Raw genomic sequence first — 22,166 nt, 5'->3', positions numbered from 1 at the left:
GCCCCCACTGCATTGCGATCGTTAAAACTTCAGCGTGGCGGCGGATGATCGCTTCCCGTCCCTAGTAGATATCGCGGCGGTAGCGGCCTTCGTCGACCATGGCTTCCACCCGGTCGTCGCCCAGTGCGGTGCGCAAGGCGGCGTCGACGGCGGGCGCCATGCCCTCGATGCTGCCGCACACGAAGATCGCGGCGCCGTCGTCCACCCAGCGTTCGATATCCGCGCCCGCTTCTGCGACGGCAGCCTGAACATAGCGGCGCTCGTCGCCGTCACGCGACCAGGTACGGTCGAGGCGGTTCAGAACGCCCGCCGCGCGCAGGGTCTGCAATTCCTCGTCGTGGAACGCGTCGAGCGCTTCGCTGCGCTCTCCAAACAGCAACCAGTTGGGGCCTTCCTCCGTCACTGCGCGCTGGCGCAAGTGAGCGAGTAGCCCGGCAAGGCCGGTGCCGTTGCCGATCAGGATCATCGGGCCGGGGGTTTCAGGCGGGCGGAAATTGGCATTGGCACGAAGGCGCATCGCGATCTCGCCGCCAATGGGGGCAAGGCTGGTCAGCCAGCCCGAGCCGAGGCCAAGGCCGCCATTCTCACCGTGGACCTGCCGCACCAGCAGGTGCACCCGCCCGTTCGCCGGGATCGACGCGATCGAATATTCACGGTGCGGCAAGGGTCGCAGCGCGCGAACGAGCGCTTCGGGATCGGCGGGAAGGCCCGCGCCCGGTTCGGGCAGGATCGCATTCGACAAGTGCTGGGCCAGCGTCATGCCGTCGACCTCGGTGCCGCCGGCAAGGCCCGCTGCCGCCAGCCATGCGGTGACCCGCGCAGGGTCATGACGCGGGGCGACTTCGGCGATGTCACCCGCCTGCCAGTCATGCTCGCCGTCCTGGTCCAGCGCCTCCAGAGCGATGTGGAAGGCCGCGCCGCCCTGGCTGCCGGGGTTGAGATGGCGCCGCTCCGCCAGGCGCCAGCGGCCATAGGCAGGCGGCTCCCAGTCAGGCAGGTCGCTGCGCGCGCCGATGGCGACGATCTGCTGCTGCCATTGCCGCTGGGCATCGCCGTCATCGCCGTCCATCTCGACCATGTCGAACATGCGCTGGCCGCCGCCGGCATGGAGCCAGTGATCGACGGCATGGCCGAAGGCGCAGAAATCGGGATATTCGCGGTCACCCAGCGCCAGCACCGCATAGTCGAGATGCGCGAGCGGGGCGGGCGCGGTCATCGTCCGGTGCACAAAGCCGCGCGCGGTGTCGGGCGGTTCGCCTTCGCCATACGTGCTGATGACGAAGAGCGCGCGCCTGGCGCCGGTCAACTGCGCGGTGTCCAGTTGGGAAAGCGCCACCACGGGCGCATTGCCGAACGCGGCGGCGGTGAGGCGCGCCATGCGGATCGCCCCGCCGGTCTGGCTGGCGTGGACGATGATCGTGTCGGAGGGCCCGCCTGTCGGCACGGGCCCACCGTTGTGCAGAGGCAATTCCGCGTCCAGTTCGCGCAGGGCCTTCTTCTTGCGCCTCCGCGCGAAGTAAAGCAGGAACCCGGTGATCGTGAACAGCGGCATCGTCAGGCTGGTAACCAGCAGCACGATCCGCCCGGCCATGCCGAAGAAAGCGCCCCGGTGGATTTCGTACATGCTGGTGGTGATCGTCTTGCCCAGCGAGCGCTGCGCATAGAGGTCCGTCTTCACCACTTCGCCGGTCGCGCTGTCCATGCTGTATTCGTCGGTCATCCGCTCATGGCGGGCGCCGGGTTGCAGGGCGCGGAACGTCACCGGCTTGTCGCCTTGCGGGACGGCGATGCGCACGTTCTCGAAATGCCCGTTGCTCACCTTCAGGAAGCTGCGCCATGCCGGAGCCAACGCGGGCTGCTCGCCCTTGGCCGACTTCTCGTCGCCGTGCTTTTCCTCGCGCGCGCCTTCGCCGGTCAGCGCGTAGAGGACGCCCTGCCGATACCAGTCGTAGGACCACCATAGGCCCGTCAGCGCGCTGAGCAGGTAGACGATCAGCACCCAGCCGCCGACCACCGCGTGTAGCGCGCGGTAGAAGTTGCGGCCCGACATCCGCAAATCGACCACCAGCCACGCGCGCCAGTCCAGCGGCTTGCGCGGCCAGCGCAAGTAGAGCCCCGAAAGCGCGAAGTAGACCAGCGCGATCGCGGAAAAGCCGGTGATCTGGCGGCCGATGCCATTGCCGCCGCCGGGCAGTGCCAGCCAGCGGTGCAGCGTCCTCACGAAGCTGAAGACGGCTTGCCCGCGCGCCTCGCCCAGCAGCTTGCCGGTATAGGGATCGACGTAGCTGCTCTTCCCCCTGCCCTTCTTGCCGGGCTCGGGTTCGAACGAGAGGCTGGGCGCATAGCCAGGCTCGCCCTCCATCAGCAGGCTGTTCACCTTGAGGCCGCCGCGCTGGGCCGAGGCGCGGGCGATCAGTTCATCGGGAGACAGGCGAGGCGCAGCAGACGGGACGACCGTGACCACGCCCGGGCTGATCGCGCCCATGATCTCATGCTCGAAGCTCATCATCGCGCCGGTGACGCCCATCAGCGCCAGCACGAGCCCCGCAGTGATCCCGAGGAACCAGTGAACCTGGAAGAGTATCTGCCGTGTCATCAAATCTCTGCTGCAATACGTTCGAAGCCGAACCGGCCGAAAGGCGCGCGGCCGGTGCGAGGTAGGAATACGGGCGGCCTTTGCGGGACCGTCCATTGTGCGCTGCACATATTGCTATTGCGAACGTGTTGCAATCCGGTTCGCGCAAATTCGTCAGTGCCCGGCGGATAAGGCGCCGGGGTGACCGCGAAGGCCGGTTCCCTGCCCGCAGGTCCATCGAACCCGCATGGATGACGTCTCCGGCAATGCTTTGTTGCATCAATATTGCGCCTTGCCGCACCAGATATTGCCGATCGTTATATTGCATTTCCGGGGCGGTTTTACAGCCTCCCTGCAATTGACACCCCTTCACCGCGAACTCACTGGCCGCCGTGCAAATGCGAGTCACTCGCAACGGTTTGCTTATTCGGGGGAATTCAAACGTGTCCAACTCAACCAATCGCCCTGCCCGCCGCCGCTTCAGGAGCGGGGCCGGAGCCAGCGTCATCGCATTGTCGCTCGTCGCCCTGCCTGCCCTGGCGGATGAAGCCGCAGCCGAAGACGAAGGTGGATCGGCCATCGTCGTCACCGCGGCCGGCTACAAGCAGGACATCGTCGAGGCCCCTGCCAGCATCACCGTGATCGACCGCGCCGAACTGCAGGACAAGCGCTTCGGCAGCCTGGCGGAGGCACTGGGCGACGTGCAGGGCATCGACGTCGGCGGCGAAGCGGGCAAGACCGGCGGCCTCAACATCTCGATCCGCGGCATGCCCAGCGACTACACGCTGGTGCTGATCGACGGCCGCCGCCAGAACGCGCCCGGCGGCGTGACGCCCAACGGCTTCGGCGAAACCTCGACCAGCTTCATGCCGCCCTTCTCCGCCATCGAGCAGATCGAAGTGGTGCGCGGTCCGATGTCCACGCTCTACGGTTCGGACGCGATGGGCGGCGTCGTCAACATCATCACCCGCAAGGTCGGCAGCCGCTGGGTCGGCACCGCCTCTGCCGAAAGCACGATCCAGGGCGATGACCGTTTCGGCAATATCCAGTCGATCAACGGCTTTGCGCAGGGCCCGCTGGTGAAGGACCTGGTAGGCCTGACCTTGCGCGGCAGCGTATTCCACCGCGAAGGCTCCAGCATCGACATTCCCGGCGATCCGGCACTGACGCTGGGCCGCAACCCGGTCCAGTCCGACGTCTACACTTATGGCGGCCGCCTGAGCATCACCCCCCACGCCGACCATGACCTGTGGATCGAGTTCGACCGCAACGAGCAGTCCTACGACAACTCCGGCGGCCAGCTCGGCACGCTGGGTTCGGGCGGCTATGCGCCGCGCCAGAAGTTCAACCGCACCAACTATGTCGCGGCCCATACCTGGCGCATGGGCGACTTCGGCCAGCTCGACACCACCCTGACCCGCAACGACACCGAGACGATCGGGCGCCTGATCCCCAACGGCACCCCCGGCGCCGTGCCCGGCAGCGCCCGCAACCTGGAGGCGCGCAACGACATCGTCGATTCGCGCTTTGCCGGCAAGGCAGGCCCCGTCGCCTTCACCGTGGGCGGCCAGTACTGGAAGGCCCGCATGATCGACGGCGTGGCCCCGGCGCCCTTCGAGTTCACCCAGTGGGCCGGCTTCGCCGAAGCCACCCTCACCGTGATCGACGGCTTCAACCTGACCGGCGGCGCGCGTTACGACGATCACTCCACCTTCGGTTCCAAATGGTCGCCGCGCGCATACGCGGTGTGGAACGTCAATGACGACTTCACCGTGAAGGGCGGCGTCAGCCGGGGCTTCAAGACGCCGCGCGTCGAACAGATCGCCAGCGGCATCATCGGCTTCGGCAACCAGGGACGCACACCGCTGATCGGTACGCCGGGCCTGACCCCGGAAACCAGCACCAGCTACGAGGCGGGCATCTATTACGACAGCCACGGCTTCTTCAGCGGCAACGTGACGCTGTTCAACAACGACTTCGACGACAAGATCGCCAGCGGCCCCGGCATTCCGAACTGCACGTTCAGGGGTTATGCGGGCAATCCGCCGGCGGGCTGCTTCGATGTCGGCAACTTCCCCAATGCCGAGCTGTTCGGCCAGTCGGTCAACATCGACAAGGCGCGCACGCGCGGCGTCGAAGCAGCGGGCCGCTTCGCTTTCACGCCCGCCCTCTCGCTCTCCGTGAACTACACTTATACCGAGACCGAGCAGCTCAGCGGCGCCGAAAAGGGCCTGCCGCTGGTGGGTATTCCCAAGCACATGGTGAACGGCAACCTGCGCTGGAAGCTGGGCGACAAGGCCAGCGTGTGGACCCGCGCCGAGATCCGTTCCAGCCGCTACCGTGGCAGCAACGCGCAGCAGACCGCGCTGGGCGATTTCCGCAGCTATGAAGTGTTCCACCTTGGCGGATCGTACCAGATCACCCCGGCGTTCCGCCTTGCCGCCACGGTCTACAACGTGCTCGACACCGATTATGCGGTCTATGTGCCTTATGCCAGCGGCACGGCCACGGTGTTCACGCCCGCCTATTCGATCAACCAGGAAGGCCGCCGCCTCTGGATTTCGGCAACGGCGGACTTCTGACCCGCGGTAGAAGCGGCGGCGGTGTCTCATGCACCGCCGCCGGCATACTCCGGCTTACCCTGCCAGTTCCGACAGTATCCGGCCGCGCGTCATGGAAAGCTGCGCGATCAGGTCGGTCAACAGGTAGGCGTCGCGGCGCCGGGTCCAGGGCTGGGCGGACTGCGGATCGTATTGCACGGGCAGCGGCACTTCGCGCGCCACTGCGGCGGCCATGCCGTTTTCGCGGGAGACCAGCACGCAGCGCTTCACATGATCGCGGTGGCCGACGACGGCGACCTTGCCCAGCGCCTGCGCCGATCCGGCATGGGCCACCACGGCCTTGGCAACGCCGTCCGTGCTCAGATAGATCGTCTTGCCGCCGGGCCCCTTGGCGGGATGGATCGGCACGACATCCTTCATGCCGTATTTCCCGGCCAGGACCTGCGCGATTTCCCACTGCGCATAGACGCGCACGGGCCGCACTTTGGCAATCGCATGGACGGCATCGGCCAACATTGCGTTGACCGGACCCGGCTCCGGCTTCTCCGCCCCGTCCGACAGGCCGGTGTTCGGGTCCACCTTGCCGGTGGCCGAACGATAGCCGAATGCATAGGCGACCACGCTGTCCGCCTCGCGCACGGGGAACGTGGGATATTCCCAGCGAAAACCCGCTTCGGTGATGTGCGAGGCCAATTGGCGGGCGACGCCGCCGTCGCCCAGTTCACCGGCCAGGGTCCTGGCCATCATCTGTTCAAGGGCATGGGTATCGGCGCCCGCACCCCCGGCATCCCCCAGCGCCGCAGCCAGTGCCGAGGGGGCGAACACCGACTGGGTCGCCAGAACGGCCGTCGGAGCACCTGCAAGAAGCGCGCGGCGCGTAGTCATGAACGTCTCCGATAAAATGCTTAGAAGGGATGATGGGCCGAACCGGGTATCCGGTCCGGCCCGGGCGATCAGAAGTTCACGTTGACGAAACCGCCAACCGTGCGCCGCGCATTGGGCGAGGTGTAGTGCAGCAGGCCCAGCGGGCCGTACTGCTGCCAGCCGGTCGAGAAGTACTTGTCGAACAGGTTGCGGGCATAGACGCCGACCTCGACATTGCGGTTGGGCAAAGTCACGCTAAGCCGCCCGTTGACAAGGCCGTAGCCCGCCACGTTCGAATAGGCGGGCTGGCCGACCACCGTCCAGTACTCGCTGCGATAGGCGTAGTCGGCGTGGGCCTTGAAACCCATGCCCGAGCCGAATTCATGATCGTAATCGACCGAGGCAGTGCCCGACCATTCCGGTGAATTGGTCAGGCGGCTGCCGGTGTAGTTGGTGGCGGCGTTATAGACATAGTCGGTGAACTTGGCGTCGGTATACGTCACCGCGCCCGACAGCTGGAGCCCGCGCATCGGCTGCACCACCAGGCTGCCCTCCACGCCCTGCGTGCGCAGGCCGCCGGCATTGCCGATGACGGTGGCATTGATCATGCCGCCCGAACCGTCGGGGATCTGGGTCAGGATGGTGGCCTGGAAGTCCTTGAAGTCGGAGCGGAACACATCGACGTTCAGGCGCAGGCGGCGGCCGAACCACTCGGACTTGATGCCCGCTTCCCAGGCCTTGACCGTCTCGTCCTCATAAGGCGCGTACTTGTTGCCGACGAAGGCGATGCCGGCCGGCTTGTACCCGGTGGAATACGTCGCATAGAGCATGACGTTGTCGGTCATCTGGAACTGCGGGGCGATGCGGAACGAGAAGTTGTTCCCCTTCACGCGGCCATTGTTGAAGGCCGGGGCCGCGCTCGATGCCACGAAGTTCGGGGTGTAGCCGGCGATCGTCACCGGGTTGATCGTGACGTAATCGATGCTCTGCGAATTGTTGTCGTGGGTATATCGCCCGCCCAGCGACAGGCTGAGGCGCGGGGTGAAGTTGAACTTTAGCTGCCCGAACGCCGCCATCGTCTCGTTGACGGAATCGAACAGCGAGGTGTTGCCGGCCTCGCCGATGGCGCCGGTGAGCGCGATCAGCGTCGGCAGCGGGGTCCCCGCTGCATTGTAAAGCGGCTGCCCGCCGGTCGACCACTGCAGCTGCGTCTGGCGCGCATGAAGACGGTTGTAGAAAGCGCCGGCGACATATTCCAGGAAACCGCCGGTAGGCGAAGCGATGTGCACTTCCTGGCTGAACTTGTCGGTATCCAGCTGACCAAGGTTGAACGGGATATAGGCATAGCGATCGTAAGGCGTGAGGCTGGCCGGGGTCGAGTTATCGTATCCGGTGACGCGGTAGGCGGTAACCGAAGTCAGTTCATGATCGCCGATCTTCGCGTTGACGCGCAGCGAGGTGCCCCACTCCTCGGTCTTGATCTGGCCGAACGAGCTGTCGGCGGTGTCGGCGCTTTTCGGGCCGGGATAGACGCCCAGCTCGTTGAGGATCGCCGTCACGGCGGCGGACTGTCCCGAAACCGGCGTGCGCACGCTGCTGTCCCAGTGATAGGCGTAGTCGCCCGAAAGGATCAGGTTGAAATTGTCCGAAGGCTCCAGATAAAGCCGCGCGCGGCCGCCGTATTCGTGCTGCGAGCCGACCTTGCGGTTCAGCGTCACATTGCGGCCGAAACCGTCGAACGCCTGGTCGAAGCCCGAGACGCGCAGCGCCGCGATAGGGCCCAGCGGCACGTTCACGGTGGCGTTCAGGATACGCTCGTCATGCTCGCCGAAGCTGGCGCTGGCGCGGGCAGACCATTCGCCGATCTTCGGCCTGGTGGTGGTCACCGCGATCACGCCCGAGGTGGCGTTCTTGCCGAACAGCGTGCCCTGCGGACCCATCAGCACGTCGACGCGCTCGATATCGACCAGGCCGGTGAGGCCGTTCGCACGCTGTCCGTCCATCACCACGTCGTCGACGACGACGCTGACCGACTTGGCGTTGGAAAAGTCGAACGAGGTGCTGCCCACGCCGCGGATCTGGAACGCGGCGCCCTGCGTCGGGTCGTACTGCACGCCCGGCATCGTGTACTGCAGGTCGGTGACCGAAGTGTAGCCGGTGCGCGCCAGTTCCTCGCCGGTCAGCGACTGGATCGCCAGCGGCACCTTCTGGCTGCTCTCGGCGCGGCGCTCTGCGGTGACGGTGATTTCGGGCAGCGCATCGGCGCCCGCATCGTCGGCGGCGGCGCTTTCGGCATGGGCGGCCATGGCCCAGCACGGCGCCAGCGCGCCCGCCAGAATCGTCGAGAGAAGGTGGAGAGAGCGCTTTCGCTTCAAAGCAGACATGTCAGTTCCGTCCTGTTGACCGTGGGTCTTCAGGGCGCGCCTCTAGAGGCGATTCATGACTCTTTCAGGACAATCGTGCTGTTATTAAGATCGCCTATTTATGCCACTTCAAAACAAACGTACCGTCATTCCTGAAAAGAGCGAACCAGGTCCGGCCCGGTCTGCGGCGGGCTTTGCGTCGCCATGGCCCGCAGCCGCGCACCGATCGATGCCATCACTGCTGCCTGCACCCGCGCCCGGTCGGAACCGGCCGGAATGCCCAGCCACTCCGCGAACTGGACGTGGACGTTTTCCGCACGGCGGCGGCGCATATCGATGGCAAAAGGCAGGACCGCCGGATCCGTCAGCGCCGTCAGCGCGCACTCGTGAGTCAGCCGCACGATCTCCGAATGGGCGGGCGTCGCCGCGTTGGAGGAGCGGATTTCGCTGCGCATCCGGCGATAGAGCGTCTCGACACCGGCGAACAGAATGTCGCGGTGCGCGGGAAAATGGTGCGCGACGCTGGAGGTCGCCGTGCCCGATGCCTGCGCGACGGCGCGGTGCGACAAGGCGCCGACACCCTGGCTGGAAATGAGGTCGGCGATATGATCCGCCAGCACGGCCTTGTTTCCCTCGGGGACTTTCGCGGTCGCATCGTGCGCGGGGCCGGCGGGCACCGCCAGCCGGTCTACCAGCGCCATGTGCCAGGCGCTGGCATCGCCCGGGCACGCCTGACCCTGCCCCGATTCGCGCAGCATCCCCCGCACGGTCGAATGGCGCAGCAGCCGGTAGTCGGTCTCACCCGCCAGCAGGATCGAGAACGGCTGTTCATCGAGGCAATAGTCGGCGATGAACAGTGCCAATGGCCCTGCCTTCGGCGAGGCGCAAAGCAAGTCCCGCCACAGCGCCTCGCCTTCGCCCAGCAAGGCTGCCATGCCCGGAAATGCAGCGGGATCCCGGCTGGCGAGCAGGGCCAGTTCGCAGGTGACGGTGGCCGAGACGCGCCGTGCGCCCGCGCCCTCGTCCAGCCACTCGCAGATGAGATCGGCCAGAATGCCGGTCGCCACCGGATCGAGCCCGCCCAGCCTTTCACGCCATTGCACGCGGGTGGCGGCCATAAGCTCGATCTCGCGGCCGAGGATCGCGGTGATCAGCGCGGCGCGGTCGCCGATGCGGTAGCTGATCGAACCCACCGAGGTCCCTGCCTCTTCGGCCACGGTGCGCAGGCTCATCCCTGACAGGCCCTTTGTCGCCACGACCTTGCGCGCGGCGTCGACGATGGAGGAATTGTCCTGCGCCGGCCGGGCGCTGCTGCGATCGTTGGGGGTCGTCATGGCGCTATCCATATCGCGCAGCGCCCGCCAGTCCAGCGCCGCGCGGTGGGCTGCTTAGCCAGCGCCCGCCAGTCCAGCGCCGCGCGGTGGGCTGCTCAGCCAGCGAACACCAGCGGCGCATCTCCCGGCGACCAGGGCGCGGGGCGCACCATGATCGCGGCGAACAGGTCCGATGCAAGGTGCCCCGCCAGCCATGCCTGCAGATGCGTAAGCGGCTGGGCGTCGAACCAGTCACGGTCGACGGCGGCGAACTGGCGCACGAAAGGCATGATCGCCGCATCGGTGATGCCGCGCGCATCTCCGCAAAGCTGGGGCGAAGCGGCCAGCCGCGTATCGAGTTCGCGCAGGAACGCCGCGCCGCTTTCCCGGTGGACGGCCGGGTCGCCCTCATGACGCTCGGGGTATTTGTAGCGGTCGAGATCGTGCTTGAAAGGGCCGTCATTGGCGGCGATCAGTGCCTCGTCGTCGCGCGCCAGCCAGCCTTCGGGATCGCGGCGGGCCAACGCCCAGCGCATGATGTCGATGCTCTGCTCGATCACCGCGCCGCTAGGCAGCACCAGCACCGGCACCGTCCCCTTGGGTGATGCTTCCAGCATCGCGGCGGGCTTGGCCGATAGCTTGATTTCGCGCAAGTAGCACCGCGATCCGCTGACCATCACCGCCAGCCGCGCCCGCATCGCATAAGGGCAGCGGCGAAAGCTGTAGAGGACCGGCTCAGTCAACGCCGCGCACCGCGCCCACATGGGCAACCCCGCGCATCGCGGCGAGGGCTTCCTGGCGGTGGCGTTCGCGGTAGGACGCGCGCTGCTCGTCGCTGCGTTCGGCGTGGCAGGCGGGGCAGCTCACCCCTTCCTCGAACAGCGGAGAGGCCTGATCCTCGGCGTTCACCGGGCGGCGGCAGGCGTGGCACAAGGCATGGCTGCCCGGCGTCAGCCCGTGGCCGATGGTCACCCGCTGGTCGAATACGAAACATTCGCCGCGCCACAGGCTGTCTTCCTCGGGCACCGTTTCCAGGTACTTCAGGATGCCGCCCTTGAGGTGATAGACGTCTTCCACGCCCTCCTGCTTGAGGAAGGCGGTCGATTTCTCGCAGCGGATGCCGCCGGTGCAGAACATCGCGACCTTGGGCGGCTTGCCCTCACCCAGCAGCCGCTCGCGTTCGGAGCGGAACCATTCGGGGAAGTCGCGGAAGGTGGCGGTCTTGGGATCAATCGCGCCTTCGAAGGTGCCGACCGCCACTTCGTAGTCGTTGCGGGTGTCGATCACGATGGTGTCCGGGTCCGCGATCAGGGCGTTCCAGTCCTGCGGCTCGACATATGTGCCGACGACCGCCAGCGGGTCGATGTTTGGCTCGCCCATGGTCACAATCTCGCGCTTGAGGCGCACTTTCATGCGGTGGAACGGCATCGTCTCCGCGCCCGAGAGCTTGACGTCGAGGTCCGCGCAGTCCGGCAGGGTGCGGATATGGGCCAGCACCGCGTCGATGCCCTCAGCGCTGCCGGCGATGGTGCCGTTGATGCCTTCGTGGGCAAGCAGCAGCGTGCCGCGGATGCCATGGTCGCGGCACAGGCTTTCGAGAGGCGCGCGCAGGGCGGCGCAGTCCTCGAAGCGGGTGAAGCGGTACAGGGCGGCCACGCGAACTGGGTCATGCATGGCGCGCCCATAGCGCGATTGCACGGCGATGCGAAGGTGTCGGCGTGCGTTTGAGCCGGCAGCGCCCAGCCGTGCTCAACTTTGCGCCGACAGCGCATGGATCGGCAGCAGCGCCGCGCCCAGCGTGATCGGCGAGCCGTGCACGTTCGATACCTGCACCGGAGGGCGCCGGTCATTGACGGTGGTGACCAGTTCCGCGCGGTGCAGCCGGTCTGCAAGGCCCTGCAGGATTTCGCCCGGCAAGGCGCCTGCCATCACGATCGCACCGGGGTCCAGCCATGCAAAGGCAGTGTTGCTCACCACTTCGAGCTGGCGCGCGGCGCGGTCCATCCAGGCTTCGATAACCGGGCGCTGGCTGGCGGCGGAAGGGTCTATCTCCGCCACGGAAGACACATCGCACCCGCTTACCCGCAAGGTGGAGAGCAGGTCCAGCGGGCTGGGTCTGGGCCGGTCGCCGGGGAACAGGCAGCCCACTTCTCCCGCCACGCCGAACTGCCCGCGCACCAGTCGGCCGTCGACGATCACCCCCGCGCCGATGCCGTAGCCCAGCAGCAGCACCACCACGGTCGAGAAATCGCGCATCAGCCCGCCAAGGTAGAACTCGGCGATGGCGGCGACATTGGCGTCGTTCTCGATCCATAGCGGCCAGCCCAGTTCGGCGCTGAGAATTTCGCGCAGCGGCGCGCCGCGCCAGCCGGGCATGTCGTCCACCACGCTCCAGCGGTTGTTATCGGGCGAAAGCGAAGGCCCCGGCACCGCCACGCCCAGCCCCAGCATCCGCCGTCCGAGCAGGTGATGCCGGTCCACCAGATCATGCGTGACCATGCGCACCCGCCGCGCGAATTCGACCGGGTCGATCGGCGCGATATCCTCGCGGTGGGTGGCGATGGTGTCTCCGGCGAAGTCCACCAGCGCGATGTCGAGCACGCCCTTGTGGGCAGTGGCGCCGACCGCATAGCCGCCCTTCGAGGCCAGCCGCAGCGGAACCGCCGGGCGGCCGCGCCCCTGTACCTCGATGTCCGGCACTTCCTCGACCACGCCCAGGTTCAGCATATCGCGCGAGATGCGGGTCAGCGCCGTGCCGCTGATCTCAAGCCGCGCCGCCAGCGCCGAACGCGACAGCGGCCCCGCCTTGCGCAGTTCCTGGATGATGCGCCGCTGGTCCTTGTCGAATGCGGGTATCTGCATGGCCTGTCTCCTGAGCCGGCCCGCTAGAACCTATTATTTATTTTCACAACAATAATTAAAAACGTCACATTGAGCGACCATTGGCGGCCCGTCGCCGATCAGGCGGCACCGATATTCATGAGGGGCCCCATGCTCAAAACCGTTCTCGCCACCGGAACCGCGCTTGCCGCGATCTGCACCGTTTCCATCGCGCCTGCCTATGCCCAGAGCGCCAGCGCCTCTCCCGCCGCCGAGGCCGAAAGCGCCGCGCAAGGCGACGACATCATCGTCACCGGCTCGACCCGCGCCCAGCGCCGCTTCGAGGCCAGCTACGCGATCAACACCGTGTCGCAGGAAGATTTCGAGAAGATCGCCCCGGTCAACTTCGCGGACCTGATCGGCCAGCTCCCCGGCTTCCAGACCGAGATCACCGGCGGCGAAGTGCAGAACATCTACCGCATCCGCGGCCTGCCCAACGACGGCGGCTTCGTCAGCTTCCAGCAGGACGGCCTGCCCCTGTTCCACGAGAACGACGGCGTGTTCTTCCGAGGCGACGCGATCCTCAAGCAGGATCTGATGACCGACCACGTCGAAGTGGTGCGCGGCGGTCCGGCTCCGGTCTACGCCAGCTATTCCGGCGCGATCATCAACGCCATCACCGTCACCGGCAGCGACGTGACGCGCGGCAAGGCGCAGGTGACGCTGGGCGACACCGGCCTCTACCGCCTCGACGCCTACCAGGCCGGCGCGCTGGGCGAGCGGACCTACTACGCAGTGGGCGGCTTCATCCGCCATCACGACGGCTACCGCGACAACGGCTTTACCAACGACAAGGGCGGCCAGATCCGCGCCAACATCAAGCACGAGACGGACAACGGCTTCATCAAGCTGAACGTCAACTACGTCAACGATCACAACGCCTTCTACCTGCCGATCCCGACCAACAACCCGCTGACCGGCGAATCGCTGAACAAGTACATCGACTATTTCGAAGGCACGATGAACTCGCCCGCCTTCCGCAACGTCAACCTGAAGTACCGCGACGGCAACGGCGTGATCCAGAGCCGCAACAGCGACCTTTCCGACGGCCGCCACATGCAGATGCTGAACTTCGGCGCGCAGTACGAAGGCGACTTCGACGGCTGGCTGGTCTCCGCCAAGGCTGGGTACACGCAGGGCAAGCTGGACTTCAACGCGTTCTATTCCACCACCAACCCGGCCGATCCCGCCGCCTTCGCAAGCGGCTACCTTGCCCGCGCGAACACGGCGTTCGGCCCCGTCGACCACTTCGGTTATGTGCTGGCCGGGACGAACACCGTGTATGATCCTTACGCCGCCTCGGGCCTCGTCATGCAGGGCCAGTACCGCGACATCCACTCGAAGTTCTATTCGGCCCAGACCAATCTCTCGGTCGCCAAGAAGTTCGAGACCGGCTTCGGCAGCCACGACATCAAGCTGGGCCTCTATGGCAGCCTCTACGGCGAAGACAGCAAGACGCTTTACCAGAACTACCTAATCGAGGTGGCCGGCCAGCCGCGCACGCTGGACCTAGTGGCCTACAACGCCGCCGGCGCCGCGATCGGCACCGTCACCGACAACGGCGTGCTCAACTATGCCGCCACGCTCAACCAGGGCGATTCGGACGCGAAGATGTACGCCGTCTACGCCAACGACACCTGGGAGATCGTGCCCGGCCTGCGCATCGACGCCGGCATTCGCCACGAACGCTACAACTACAAGGGCTGGGCCGCGCTGACCGAATCCGCCAATCTGGGCGATGCGACCACCCTGGCCGACGACACCACCCGCGCCTTCACCGGCGTGATCCTGAACCAGAAGCTCAAGACCCACGCCACCAACTGGACGGTCGGCGCGAACTACGACTTCAACACCCACATCGGCGTCTACGGCCGCGCCTCGCACCTTGAAACGCCGCCCAGCGTGCAGACGGTGATGAGCATCAACCCGACCATCATCACCACCAAGGCCGACCAGTTCGAAGTGGGCCTCAAGCTGGCCTCGGGCCGCTCGTACCTCTACGTCACCGGCTTCTACACCAACTTCGACCCGCTCAACGCCTCGTTCCTGGCGTTCGACCCGACCACGGGCCGCAACGACGTGAACATCCCCTTCATCGGCGAAGCGCAGGTCAAGGGCATCGAATTCGACGGTGCATGGTCGGTAACGCCGTGGTTCACGCTGAACGGCGCGCTGACGGTCAGCGATCCCAAGTACAAGAACTTCGCCAGCTCCACCGGCGCCGACCCTGAGCAGGTGGAAGGCAACCAGATCGTGCGCCAGCCCAAGGTCTACGGCAACATCCGCCCCAGCTTCGACTTCACCACGAACGGGACCGACGTGTCGATCTATGGCCGCTACACCTACATGGGCAAGCGCTTCGTCGACCTCTACAACAACACCGCGCTGCCTTCCTACGGCACCGTCGGCGCGGGCCTGACGCTGCGCCGCGGCACCTGGCAGCTTCAGGTGGTGGGCGACAATCTGTTCAACGCCCATGGCCTGACCGAAGGCAATACCCGCACCGACTCGCTGAGCGGCCAGGGCAGCGCCGAGGCGATCTACGGCCGTCCGATCTTCGGCCGCAACTTCCGCCTCGTCATCGGCAAGTCCTGGTGATGAGGGGCCCGGCGCGCGCCGCAGCGTCGATCATGGCAATGGCTGCGCTTTCCCTCACGTCGGCCCCGGCTTTTGCCGGGGCTGAAAGGGACACCGTGACGGAAAGCCTGTCAGGCCGACTGTTCCCGCTGCTGGACACGCTGGGCCGTAATCCTGCCGCTCTCGACGCGCTCAAGGCGCGGCCGGAAGTGGCGACCATGCTGCAAGCCCGCGCCGCGCGGCGCGACGCTTGCGCGCAGAACCTCGTCTGCACTGCGCAGGCCATGGTCTGGACGGCGCCAGAAACCGAAGCGCTGGCCAGGACCCTGGCAGATGCGGCGCAGACATCCGCATCGACGGCGGATGACGGCGCCGCCGCACAGGCCCGCCGCGAGATCGAGGGCATCAACACGGTCGTGCGCACCTATGGTCTTGGCCAGCCTGCCGGTTACGCCCAGATCGACGGTGCCGGCATGGTCGATCCGCAGGAGATCCAGTCGCGCCTGCAGGCCGCCGTGTGGCTGTCCCAGACCCCGCGCGGCAATTCAGCGCAAGGCCTCGACCCCAGCGCGGACTTCGCGCTCGCCCTGCTAGACGGCAGCGACCGCACCGATGCGATCGGCTTCGAGCCGCTGACCGGCGGCCTCAACGCCGCCGCCATGAAGCGCGCGAAATCGCTCGACTGGAAGCGCTGGCGCTACAGCGCGATGATCGTCACCGGGGTTGGCCCCGAAGTGGAGGGCATGGCGCTCAGCCCCTTCGGCAAGTACCACCTGCGCCTTGCCGCGAACCGTTTCGCGAGCGGGGACGCGCCCTTCATCATCGTCACCGGCGGCCGCGCCCACCCGCGCGCCACGCCCTTCACCGAGGCGGTGGAGATGCGCAAGGCCCTGATGACACGCTACGGCGTGCCCGCCGATGCCATCCTGATCGAGCCTTACGCCCGCCACACCACCACCAACCTGCGCAATGCCACGCGCCTGCTGATGACGATGGGCGCGCCGCTGGAGAAGAACACGCTGATCGTGTGCAATCCGGGCCAGAGCGCGGCCATCTCAAGCCCCCAGTTCGTCCAGCGCAACCTGACCGAACTGGGCTACGAGCCGGGCAAGGTCGGCCAGCGCCTTTCCCCCACGGAGCTGGAATTCAGCCCCTCCCCCCTATCGGCCCGCGTCGACCCGCGCGACCCGCTGGACCCCTGATCCCTGAAGCGGCGCTGACCCTATCCCCACCCCGTCACCCTGAACTTGTTTCAGGGTCCATCGTGCCGAACAGCCCGCCGTGTGAACCGCGAAATGGACCCTGAAACAAGTTCAGGGTGACGGCGGGAGGGTAAGGTCAGCGCCATCCAGCCAGCATCTACCTGAAAACGGAGCCTCTCATGCGCCTCACCGCCCTCGCCGCCGTCAGCGCCATCGCGCTTGCCCCCACCGCCGCGTTCGCCTGGGGCCAGACCGCCCATGCCGTGATCGACCGCGCCGCGATCGAGGCGATTCCCGCCGATGGCCCGGTGTTCCTGCGCAAGTATGAGGACTATGTCGCCGCCTCGGCCACCCAGCCCGACGCATGGCGCGGCGATTCCGAAAACTTCTCCAAGATCGAGGAAGACCCCAACCACGGCTGGTTCCGCGAGCAGTTCACCTTCGTGAAGCCGATCCCGCGCTCGCGCTACGAATTCGTGATCGCGCTCTACAAGCAGTACGAGAAAATCAAGGACAGCGATCCCGCCACTGCCGCGCGCACCAACGTTCGCTGGACCGGCACCCTGCCCTATGCCGCGATCGAGGCCTATGACCGCATCGTGGTCTGCATGCGCCAGGTCCGCGCCGCGCAAACAGCGGGCACGGACGCTACGGTGGCCGAGCAGAACTGCGCCTTCGACGTGTTTCGCATGGGCCACTACATCGGCGACGGCGCCAATCCGATGCACGATTCGGTCAACAGCGACGGCTGGCGCGGCGCCAATCCGCACGGCTACACCACCGACCGCACCGTCCACGGCCGCTTCGAAAGCAAGTTCGTCGACGGCATCGGCCTGACCGTGGCGGACATCGCCCCGCGCATCCCCGCGCCCGGCCATATCGAGGGCGACATGTTCGACGCCGTGCTCGCCTATCTCGACCATTCAGGCGACAAGATGGAAGCGGTCTACAAGCTGGAAAAGCGCGACGGTTTCGCCAAGTTCACTGACAAGGACGTGCGCGAGATGGTCTATGAACGCACCAGCGCGGGCGCGGCGATGCTGCGCGATATGCTCTGCCGCGCCTGGGCCGAAAGCGCATCGCCGCCGGCCAAGGTCGTGCCCTCGCCGATCGATTTCGCCAATCCGAAGTTCAACCCGGAAACCGGCTCCGCGCCGGACTGAACGCCTTTGCGCGTGCTCTTCCGCGAAAGCGCGGCGAGCACGCGGTCATGGCGCGCATGGCCGATGTCGAAGCGGCGCAGCAGGACGACAGCGGCCACGCACCCGGCAATCGGCAGGCCCAGCCCCAGCAGGACCATTCCGGTATCGACCAACGCCGTCTGGTCCGTGCCCGGCACGTAGCCAAGCCAACCCAGCGACCAGCCGATCAGCGCAGTCGCCGCCGCCCCGCTCGCCTTCACGGCGACGAGGTAGAAGGCGAAAAGTCCCGTCTCCAGCCGCCGCCCGTGGCGCAGCGTCACGAAATCCACGGTATCCGCCAGCAGGCCCCAGGGCAGCATATAAACGCTGGCAAACCCGAAGCCGATCAGTCCCGCGCACACCGGCAAGGCGCCGGGCCAGCGCAGGCACAGCGCGAACGCTGCCATGCCCACCGCACTGACGCCGTGGCCCATCGCCAGCAGCTTGCTCTTGTCGAACCGGCTGGTCAGCGATGTCCACGCCAGCACCCCCACGAACTGCCCGGCGGTCAAGGCCAGCAGAAGCGTGGCGACAAGGTCGGGCCGGTCCACCACGTAGGTGGCGATGTAAAGGATCATCCGCCCGAAAGTCGGCACCGCAAAGCCGGTTATCAGCGCCAGCAGCCCCATGCCCAGAACCAGCCGGTTGCGCAGCGGCACCGAAATCGCATCCTGCGCTGCCGCCTCAGGCCGATCGGCGACGGGGCCGGATGTCAGCACGCACACCACCATGGTCACCGCGAACAAGGCGCCCGCGACGATCCCCACGCTCGCCAGTCTCGAAGGCGCCCTCCCGCCCGGCCCCTGCACCAGCGGAGCAAGGACCATCGCAACCGCCAGCGAACTCGCCGTGCTGAACAGCAAACGATAGCCCGAGACGCGGCCGCGCGCGCGGCTGTCGGTTGTGATCTGGGCCATCAGCGCATTGTGCGGCACGTCGATCACCGCATAGGCCCCGCGAAAGACCAGCAGCGCGGCGGCCAGCATCCAGCCCTCGCGCGCACCGGCGGCAGGCATGGCGTAAAGCACCGCGAAGGCGGCCGCGCAGGGCACCGCGCCCGCCACCACCAGCCAGCGATATCCCCTGCCCGCCTGCCGTTGGCGGATCACCAGCCGCGCCGCCAGCAGATCGAACACCAGGTCTCCCGCAACCGCTACCAGCATCAAAGTGCCCGCTGCCGTGGCGGAAAGGCCCAGCAGGTCGGTCAGCAGAAACAGGATGGTGAGGTCGGCCCCGGCAAAGACCAGACCCTTGCCGAAATTGCCCGATGAGTAGGCGAACAGCCGCCCCTCGCGCGCCAGCACCGCAAGCGCAGGGCCGCGCCGCTCGGATTTCGAAGTCAGGAACCGCATGTGTAATACCAGCCAGCATGGGCGGGCAGCCGCCACGCTTTGAGGCTCCTAATGCGGGTTTCTTACATTGATGCGACTGTGAGCCGTCATCGCGGCACTGCCGGGCCGCAGCGCATTGACCCGCCGCCGCCCGCTTCAGACCAGCGGGCTGGCCCGGCCCGCGCGGTGGTGCAGCATCGCGTCCAGCACGCCCAGCGCCCGCGCCAGCCGCTGCCGGTCCAGACTGCCCCCGATCGAAACCCGCACCGCGCGCTCGCCGCAGGCCGGATCGACGCGGAACTGCTCGCTCGACACTACCGAAACGCCCAGCGAGCGCAGGGCGCTCACCAGTTCGAACGCGGATGTCTCCTCGCCAAGCGGCACCCACAGGTGATACCCTGCCGCGTCCGCGCGGTAGGACCCGACAGGCAGACCGGCCGCGACGATGGCCTGACGCGCTTCGCATTCCAGCCGCACCTCGTCCACCAGCCGCGCCCATGCCCCGCTGCGCAGCCACTGCGTGCACACCGCCATGTTCAGCGGCGGCGGCATTACCGTGGTCTCATGCGTGTCCGTAGCCAGCCGCAGGGCATCGCGCAGCAGCGGAGCCCGCAGGTACGCGATGCGCAGCGCCGGCGAGATCAGCTTGGAAAGGCTGGCGACGTGCCATGTCCGCTCAGGCGCAAGCGCGGCCAGCGAAGGAACGTCGCTGCGCCCAAGCCGCGAATAGGGATCGTCCTCGATGATGAGCACGTCATGCCGCCGCGCGATCTCGGCGATACGGCGGCGCCGCTCAAGCCCGAGAGACACCGCTGTCGGATTGTCGTTACTCGGTACGAGGTAGATCGCGCGGATGGGCGATGCCGCGCAGGCCCGCGCGAAGGCATCGGGATCAATGCCTTCGCCGTCGGCCGCCAGCGGCACGATGGCGATGCCGCGCCGACGGCAGATCGCCGTCCAGCCCGGATAGACGAACGGCCCGGTGCAGACCGCATCGCCCGGCTCCAGCACGGCGCTGGCGACCGCATGAAGCGCCGTCTGCGCGCCGCTGGTGACCAGCACGTTGTCCTCGTCCGCCGCGATGCCCGATGCGGCAAGCCACGCCGCCCCGGCAAGCCTGTCCTCCGGCGCGCCGCCGGCCGGCTGATACTGCATCCGGTTCGCTGCCGCCGGTCCTTGCAACACCTCCTGCACGGTGGCCGTGAACAGGCCCGCGAAGGTGCTGTCTGCCGGGATCGGCGGCAGGTTCATGCCGGTGTCGAACGGCGCGACTTCGGCGGTGTCCGCAATCACGGCACGCGCCCGCACGAAGCTGCCGCGCCGCCCCTCGGCGTCGATCAGGCCCAGTCGCCGCGCCTGCGCATAAGCGCGCGAGACGGTTCCCGTATCGATTCCAAGCGCTTCGGCCAGATCGCGCTGCGGAGGCAGCCGGTCACCGGCATTCAGGCGCCCGCTATCCAGATCCCGCCCGATCGCGGCGCAGATCGCCAGATAGACCGGGCCATCGGCCTCCACAATATCCGGCAGCCACTTTTGCATTGATGTTTGCATTGACTTTGTATGCATACAAAACTCATATGAGGCAATAGTCGATTCCCGGCATTACCCGAAAACGGACGGACGCCATGACAGACGAACACCTCGCCCCCACCGCCCCCGCCGAGGCTGAAGCCGCGCCCGGCAAGGGCCGTTGGATATTCCACTGCGGCCTCAAGGGCCTGTGCCCGCGCTGCGGCAAGGGGCGCATGTTTCGCAAATGGCTGAAACTGAACGACAAGTGCCCTGCCTGCGATCTCAGTTACGATTTCGCCGCCCCGGACGACGGCCCGGCGTTCTTCTCGCTGTGCATCGTCGCGTTTCCGCTGACGTTCTTCGCGGTCTGGCTACAGGTCAAATTCGAGCCGCCGTTCTGGGTCCACCTGCTGACCTCGTTCCCGCTGCTGGGGATCGGGTGCGTGGTGCCGCTGCAGTACATCAAGGGTTGGCTGGTCGCCTCGCAATACGTGAACAAGGCGCAGGAAGCCGGAACGGAAAAGCTCTGGGCGCAGCTGAACGCCCGCGCCGCCCGCCCCGAAGACTGAGCGCTGCCCGCGCCTGCCGCCAGGCCACGATAACAGTGCGACGAACCGATGGTTTAATCTGCCTAGTATATTAGCCGTATATCGACGTTGAGATTGATGTGCGACCGTCATGGCATGAACAAACCGCACCCGTCAGCCCGCCATTTCCAGCGGAGGAGTCTGGAAATTTCAACATTCTGATCGTCAGGAACGATCAGGACCGCAAGGCCTTTGACAGGGGAAGCAAGAACCCTCTCATGTGGATTCTGAAGATCGCACAATATCTCATCTTCTATCCGGTAGCGGCAATGTCGAGTATTTCGGCAATACTTCTCTATATCGGGTGGCTGTTCCGTTCATCCAATGTCGTGGCGAAGGGCGGACTTGTCAGTACAACCCTGCAGCGCATCCAGTTCATCTATGCCGGATGGCGCCATCAGGACCTGCTTGACCCCCGCGCCGACGCGCGCAAAGCCGCTCCCTTCCACCGGCGCATGAAGGCCCGGCCCAGCATGCTGGACGCCGTCATCAGGCCCTACCAGTCCACCAACTGGAACACGCGCACCCGGCTGACCAAGCTGCTTGCCCACTACGAAGCCATGGTGAAGCTGCGATGGCTTTTCGATCCGCATGAAGACCGCGAAGTCACCTTGTGCCTGCTGGCCGATGTCCACCCCGGGCTGCGGCTGGTGCTGGATGAGGCCATCTGGTTCAAGGATGAGGGACCGATGGTCATCAGCCTGTTCCTCGATGCCGACCGCATCTTCTCGATCGCCTTCGCCCTGCGCGAGGAGGATGGCGGCCTTGTCGCTCATGTCGGCGCGGTGCAGGGACGCAGCCCCCGGGACCTGCCGGGCATCCTCGAACGCTACCGTGAACTGACCCGCGCAGCCCACGGCATGCGCCCGCGCGATCTGCTCATCGAACTGTTTCGCACCTTGTGCGCCAGCCTTGCGGTGTCCCGCATCCTCCTCGTATCGGATGCGTACCAGCAGCACCGCGATCCCTACTTCGGCCAGAGCCGGAACGATGTGCGGGCCTGCTACGACGACGTCTGGCTGGAGCGCGGCGCCGTGCGCATCGACGAGACGATGTTCGAACTGCCGCTATATGCCAACTTGCGCACGCCGGACCAGATCCCGCCGCGCAAGCGCGGCCTCTATCGGCGCCGCTACGACATGCTGGCAACCATTTCGCGCCGGATGACCGAAACCCTGGCGCATCTGGCCGGGCGCGTGTGATCGCCGCGGCCGGCTCCC

At 66.5% G+C, this 22,166-nt stretch carries 14 protein-coding genes and 1 pseudogene; 6 read left to right on the top strand and 9 right to left on the bottom strand.

Annotation, left to right across the window (positions count from 1 at the left end; translation table 11 throughout):
• Positions 1 to 61 precede the first annotated feature (61 nt).
• Complete coding sequence (locus TQ38_RS06820; protein WP_043980112.1) at positions 62 to 2,596, bottom strand: sulfite reductase flavoprotein subunit alpha; 2,535 nt, start codon at positions 2,594 to 2,596, stop codon at positions 62 to 64.
• A gap of 485 nt (positions 2,597 to 3,081) precedes the next feature.
• Between TQ38_RS06820 and TQ38_RS06815 the strand changes: the two genes are divergently transcribed.
• The gene (locus TQ38_RS06815) at positions 3,082 to 5,157 is read left to right on the top strand and encodes a TonB-dependent receptor domain-containing protein (RefSeq protein ID WP_370059798.1); all 2,076 of its coding nucleotides are present in this window, start codon (positions 3,082 to 3,084) and stop codon (positions 5,155 to 5,157) included.
• A 54-nt stretch (positions 5,158 to 5,211) separates the two neighbouring features.
• Here TQ38_RS06815 and TQ38_RS06810 read toward each other — a convergent pair whose 3' ends face one another.
• The 6 genes from TQ38_RS06810 to TQ38_RS06785 form a co-directional block, all read right to left on the bottom strand.
• Complete coding sequence (locus TQ38_RS06810; protein ID WP_043980116.1) at positions 5,212 to 6,021, bottom strand: hypothetical protein; 810 nt, start codon at positions 6,019 to 6,021, stop codon at positions 5,212 to 5,214.
• Positions 6,022 to 6,089: 68 nt separating this feature from the next.
• Positions 6,090 to 8,384 carry a TonB-dependent receptor gene (locus TQ38_RS06805; protein WP_043980118.1) on the bottom strand — a complete coding sequence of 765 codons (2,295 nt, stop codon included), beginning with the start codon at positions 8,382 to 8,384 and terminating at the stop codon, positions 6,090 to 6,092.
• A 125-nt stretch (positions 8,385 to 8,509) separates the two neighbouring features.
• A complete protein-coding gene (locus TQ38_RS06800) occupies positions 8,510 to 9,697 on the bottom strand; it encodes a TetR/AcrR family transcriptional regulator (RefSeq protein ID WP_043980120.1) in 1,188 nt (395 codons plus the stop codon).
• A gap of 95 nt (positions 9,698 to 9,792) precedes the next feature.
• Complete coding sequence (locus TQ38_RS06795) at positions 9,793 to 10,419, bottom strand: glutathione S-transferase (protein WP_240197980.1); 627 nt, start codon at positions 10,417 to 10,419, stop codon at positions 9,793 to 9,795.
• Positions 10,412 to 11,350, bottom strand: a complete 939-nt coding sequence (locus TQ38_RS06790; protein WP_043980123.1) for a rhodanese-related sulfurtransferase — start codon at positions 11,348 to 11,350, stop codon at positions 10,412 to 10,414. The genes TQ38_RS06795 and TQ38_RS06790 overlap by 8 nt, the downstream gene beginning before the upstream one ends.
• Before the next feature lie 75 nt (positions 11,351 to 11,425).
• Positions 11,426 to 12,538: an ROK family transcriptional regulator gene (locus TQ38_RS06785; protein ID WP_043980126.1), complete on the bottom strand. Its 1,113-nt coding sequence runs from the start codon at positions 12,536 to 12,538 to the stop codon at positions 11,426 to 11,428.
• A 129-nt stretch (positions 12,539 to 12,667) separates the two neighbouring features.
• Between TQ38_RS06785 and TQ38_RS06780 the strand changes: the two genes are divergently transcribed.
• The 3 genes from TQ38_RS06780 to TQ38_RS30870 all read left to right on the top strand — a co-directional run bounded on the left by TQ38_RS06780 (position 12,668) and on the right by TQ38_RS30870 (position 17,498).
• Positions 12,668 to 15,154 carry a TonB-dependent receptor gene (locus TQ38_RS06780; RefSeq protein ID WP_043980128.1) on the top strand — a complete coding sequence of 829 codons (2,487 nt, stop codon included), beginning with the start codon at positions 12,668 to 12,670 and terminating at the stop codon, positions 15,152 to 15,154.
• A gap of 38 nt (positions 15,155 to 15,192) precedes the next feature.
• Positions 15,193 to 16,335, top strand: coding sequence for a YdcF family protein (locus TQ38_RS06775; protein WP_240197979.1), 1,143 nt, complete (start codon positions 15,193 to 15,195; stop codon positions 16,333 to 16,335).
• A gap of 179 nt (positions 16,336 to 16,514) precedes the next feature.
• A complete protein-coding gene (locus TQ38_RS30870) occupies positions 16,515 to 17,498 on the top strand; it encodes a nuclease (RefSeq protein ID WP_043980133.1) in 984 nt (327 codons plus the stop codon).
• A 74-nt stretch (positions 17,499 to 17,572) separates the two neighbouring features.
• Here TQ38_RS30870 and TQ38_RS06765 read toward each other — a convergent pair.
• Positions 17,573 to 18,868, bottom strand: a pseudogene (locus tag TQ38_RS06765) (MFS transporter); the annotation flags it as partial.
• 135 nt (positions 18,869 to 19,003) lie between these two features.
• The gene (locus TQ38_RS06760) at positions 19,004 to 20,386 is read right to left on the bottom strand and encodes a PLP-dependent aminotransferase family protein (RefSeq protein ID WP_043976174.1); all 1,383 of its coding nucleotides are present in this window, start codon (positions 20,384 to 20,386) and stop codon (positions 19,004 to 19,006) included.
• Between the two features lie 86 nt (positions 20,387 to 20,472).
• Between TQ38_RS06760 and TQ38_RS06755 the strand changes: the two genes are divergently transcribed.
• Entirely contained in the window at positions 20,473 to 20,928 is a 456-nt protein-coding gene (locus TQ38_RS06755; RefSeq protein WP_082057734.1) for a DUF983 domain-containing protein, read from the top strand.
• 236 nt (positions 20,929 to 21,164) lie between these two features.
• Positions 21,165 to 22,148 (top strand): DUF535 family protein, encoded by a 984-nt coding sequence (locus TQ38_RS06750; RefSeq protein WP_052505787.1) that lies wholly within the window; start codon positions 21,165 to 21,167, stop codon positions 22,146 to 22,148.
• Positions 22,149 to 22,166: the final 18 nt, after the last annotated feature.

Source organism: Novosphingobium sp. P6W (genome assembly GCF_000876675.2).
In the GTDB taxonomy this organism is placed as follows: domain Bacteria; phylum Pseudomonadota; class Alphaproteobacteria; order Sphingomonadales; family Sphingomonadaceae; genus Novosphingobium.
Note: the sequence above shows the minus strand (reverse complement) of the source record. Positions and strands in the feature narration are given on the sequence as shown.

Excerpts from the sequence above, each read along its gene's own strand:
- TQ38_RS06775 (WP_240197979.1), top strand. The coding sequence starts at position 15,193 with ATGGCTGCGCTTTCCCTCACGTCGGCCCCGGCTTTTGCCGGGGCTGAA.
- TQ38_RS06820 (WP_043980112.1), bottom strand. The coding sequence starts at position 2,596 with ATGACACGGCAGATACTCTTCCAGGTTCACTGGTTCCTCGGGATCACT.
- TQ38_RS06790 (WP_043980123.1), bottom strand. The coding sequence starts at position 11,350 with ATGCATGACCCAGTTCGCGTGGCCGCCCTGTACCGCTTCACCCGCTTC.
- TQ38_RS06785 (WP_043980126.1), bottom strand. The coding sequence starts at position 12,538 with ATGCAGATACCCGCATTCGACAAGGACCAGCGGCGCATCATCCAGGAA.
- TQ38_RS06810 (WP_043980116.1), bottom strand. The coding sequence starts at position 6,021 with ATGACTACGCGCCGCGCGCTTCTTGCAGGTGCTCCGACGGCCGTTCTG.
- TQ38_RS06750 (WP_052505787.1), top strand. The coding sequence starts at position 21,165 with ATGTGGATTCTGAAGATCGCACAATATCTCATCTTCTATCCGGTAGCG.
- TQ38_RS06755 (WP_082057734.1), top strand. The coding sequence starts at position 20,473 with ATGACAGACGAACACCTCGCCCCCACCGCCCCCGCCGAGGCTGAAGCC.
- TQ38_RS30870 (WP_043980133.1), top strand. The coding sequence starts at position 16,515 with ATGCGCCTCACCGCCCTCGCCGCCGTCAGCGCCATCGCGCTTGCCCCC.
- TQ38_RS06780 (WP_043980128.1), top strand. The coding sequence starts at position 12,668 with ATGCTCAAAACCGTTCTCGCCACCGGAACCGCGCTTGCCGCGATCTGC.
- TQ38_RS06800 (WP_043980120.1), bottom strand. The coding sequence starts at position 9,697 with ATGACGACCCCCAACGATCGCAGCAGCGCCCGGCCGGCGCAGGACAAT.
- TQ38_RS06760 (WP_043976174.1), bottom strand. The coding sequence starts at position 20,386 with ATGCAAAAGTGGCTGCCGGATATTGTGGAGGCCGATGGCCCGGTCTAT.
- TQ38_RS06805 (WP_043980118.1), bottom strand. The coding sequence starts at position 8,384 with ATGTCTGCTTTGAAGCGAAAGCGCTCTCTCCACCTTCTCTCGACGATT.